Source organism: Flavobacterium sp. 316, assembly GCF_000967805.1.
Classification (GTDB): domain Bacteria; phylum Bacteroidota; class Bacteroidia; order Flavobacteriales; family Flavobacteriaceae; genus Flavobacterium; species Flavobacterium sediminilitoris.
The window spans coordinates 1-2,834 of sequence record NZ_JYGZ01000013.1 but is presented as its reverse complement, the minus strand read 5'-3'; the positions used below and the strand labels follow the sequence as shown (position 1 = coordinate 2,834).

The 2,834-nt window shown below is 35.3% G+C and carries 2 protein-coding genes and 1 pseudogene; all 3 read right to left on the bottom strand.

Annotated features, from left to right (window positions below; all coding sequences use genetic code 11):
• Nucleotides 1-387 precede the first annotated feature (387 nt).
• A complete protein-coding gene (locus SY27_RS18410; protein WP_052705440.1) occupies nt 388-1,323 on the bottom strand; it encodes a tyrosine-type recombinase/integrase in 936 nt (311 codons plus the stop codon).
• Nucleotides 1,324-1,355: 32 nt separating this feature from the next.
• Nucleotides 1,356-2,294: a tyrosine-type recombinase/integrase gene (locus SY27_RS17995; RefSeq protein WP_045973034.1), complete on the bottom strand. Its 939-nt coding sequence runs from the start codon at nt 2,292-2,294 to the stop codon at nt 1,356-1,358.
• A 66-nt stretch (nt 2,295-2,360) separates the two neighbouring features.
• A pseudogene (locus SY27_RS18950) lies at nt 2,361-2,834 on the bottom strand (hypothetical protein); the annotation flags it as partial.

Here is a 2,834-nt window from a genome sequence, read left to right as displayed (position 1 = left end):
TTTTCGGGTGGGCGCGTTGGCTGTGCGGATATTTTACATAGTGCAAATTATGGTTTCATAAAAAAATCTTTTAATTAATTATCAACTCTTTTTTATGAACTATAATGCCCGGTGCATTATGTATAAATAGCTTGGGGTGGCTTTGGCTTGGGTTCGAAGCTCTTGTTTTTTGAGCTTTGGGTGAGCAGCGCTATAACAACACTTTCTGGCTTTTTATTGACCACTAAAAACAATAGTAACTCCCTATAAAAAACATAAAGTGTAGTATATAGTGCTGTACTTAGGGAAAAACAAGTGCTTTGCGTGGTGGGAGAAGCCACTTGAGCTTGGGGAGCGTTGGATGGGTGGGCGCAAAGAACTCAGCGAAGCGTTCCTATTTTAATTCCATTAGCCTATTGGATGGAAGTTGTCTATCTCTTTTTGTAAGTCGTCTATATCGTTGATTAAGTACATTTCTGTGGATATGATTCGTTTGTGTCCTGCAAAGTATTGTACTTGTCTTAGGTTGTAGTTTTTTAGCCAATAGGTTATGACTGATGCCCGAACTTGTAAGAAGTTGATAAACTTTGGATTTTGTTCTTTTAGTTCTTCTGTTAATCGCTTGTAGATGTTTAGTGTGCTTGGTTCTTTTACTTGTGTTTGTCCTGMTGGTGGTGTGCTTAAAAATAATAGTTTGGTTTGYTGTGCTTGGTATTTTARTAGTTCGTTTCTAGTTTTATATTGRTATTCCATTAAATCCATTATTTGGCTAGATTTGAGTTCTAGTGTTCGGTCTTTTCCTGTTCTTCCGCCGCGCACGTCTATTTTACCGTTTCTAAGGTCTAAACTATCKRTTGTAATTCTGCTTACTTCGGCTGTGGTGATGCCTTGATTGAATAATAATCCTATAATCACTTTGTTTCGTTCTTTRGCTAGYTTATACATKGTAAACCAGTTGTGATGGCTTCTTGGATCATCTTCTTTTGGAACGGTGTAATTTTCGTAAATGTTTTGTAGTTCTTGTGGTGATAGTATGGGATAGAGTTTTTGTTTTTGYCCTCCTTGTAGTTTTATTCTAGTGGTTGGATTGTTTTTTCTCTTGCCTGTTTCTATCTGGAAGTTGAWGAAGTGCCTTAGTGCGATTAGCCTTAGTTTTTTGGTTTCGGATGCCATGCCTTGTTTTTGTAAGTGTGCCAAGTATAACATRATTTCCTTTTCTGTACAATTCTCGGGCTCTGTATTATCCTTATCTAAAAAGTTAATAAAATTCATAGTTTGATAATGGTACATTTTGGCTGTAGTTTTACTTAGTTCTTGTTGTTTTAGGTATGTTTTAAAATCCATCTTTTAAGTGATTGGTAATTAGTGATGAGTGATTAGTTTGGTTGTTCTTCTAGTAAATGGGTATATATTTGCGTGGTTTCGAGACTGCTGTGTCCTAAAAAGCGTTGTACTTTTTGGATATCCATTCCGTTTGCTAGTAAGTGTGTGGCTATGCTATGTCTTAGACTGTGTAATGTGATTGTTTTTTCTTTTAGTTTTATATTGTCGCTTTGATTGATGATGTTTTGTAGCCTGTAGTTTAGTGTTCCGCCTGTGAGTGGTTTGCCGTAACGGTTAATAAATAGCTTGTGCTCTGCTTTGTCTTTTACGAGTAGGGTTCTATACTCATACACCCAATCTTGTAATGTTTTGGCTGTTGTTTTGTTAAAAGGGATTAGCCTTTGTTTGCTGTTCTTGCCTTTCTTTACGTGTAATACTCGTGTGTCAAAATTAATATCATCAATACTTATGTTTATACCTTCTGTTCTTCTAAGTCCACAACCGTAATAAATCGTTAACAGTATTTTATCTTGGTAGTTTAAAGCTTCTTGTTTTTGGGTGTTTGCTTGTTGGTTTTCTACAATTTTATAGAGTTCTTTTACTTCCTCTATGGTTAGTATTTCTCTTTCTAGTGTTTGTATTTTTAATCTTTTTAAATTGATTTCTGGTAGTCCTGTTGTGCCTTTGTGATGCAGGAACTCAAAAAACTTTTCTAACGCCCAAAAGTGATGGTTAATGTAATTACTACTTAATGCTCCACCTTGTCTTTCGCTAGTTCTATTGATTAGATAATTGTAATATGCTGCTATATCGTGATGGGTTATTTGATTGATTTGTTTGATGTCTTTTTGTTCTAGGTAATGTAAAAACTCTCTAACAGCATTGGGTAGGTTATAAACGGTAACTTGTGCAAAACCCAATATGTCTAACCACGCTGCAAAAGCGTTTTCTAAATAGTTGTAACTGGTGGATTGTATAGGTAGTTTTTTCATTTTTATAGTAATTAGTAAATAGTAATTGGTAATTCGTTTTTTTGGTCGTCATACCCTTTTGGTTGTTCACTCGTTCGGTTGTAGTTTTCCCTTTGTGGCTTTGGGTTTAACCGACCTAATTTGGGTTTTGGTTCGGTCTTGGTCTCTCGCTCTGTTCTCGATGTTTGTGACTACTGTTTTTAACAGGGTATCTATCTTGTTTTCAAGTGCTTTGTATTCTTTTTCGCTTACTAATCTATAGTTGTAGGTTTGGGATTCTTTGTCGTGTATTTTGGTGATTAGTCCTGCATCTAGCCATGTGTTTAAATGATATTGTGCAGTACTTTTTGCGATTCTTAGTGTGGTTCTTAGTTGTGCATTGGTAAAGGTTTCTGTTTTGTTTTTGAGGATGGTTTTAAAGGCTTCTAATTGGTTTCGGCTTCTTCCTGTGAGTGTATCAGCTTTTCTAATCAATACTTCTTTAATGAGCTCATTTGCATTTTTAATATCTTCTATCGTTGTTTCTATGTATTCTTCTCCTGTTTGTTCATCATATTTTAA

Bases quoted from the DNA above. Each gene is read 5' to 3' on its own strand.
- SY27_RS17995 (WP_045973034.1), bottom strand. From the start codon at position 2,294: ATGAAAAAACTACCTATACAATCCACCAGTTACAACTATTTAGAAAAC.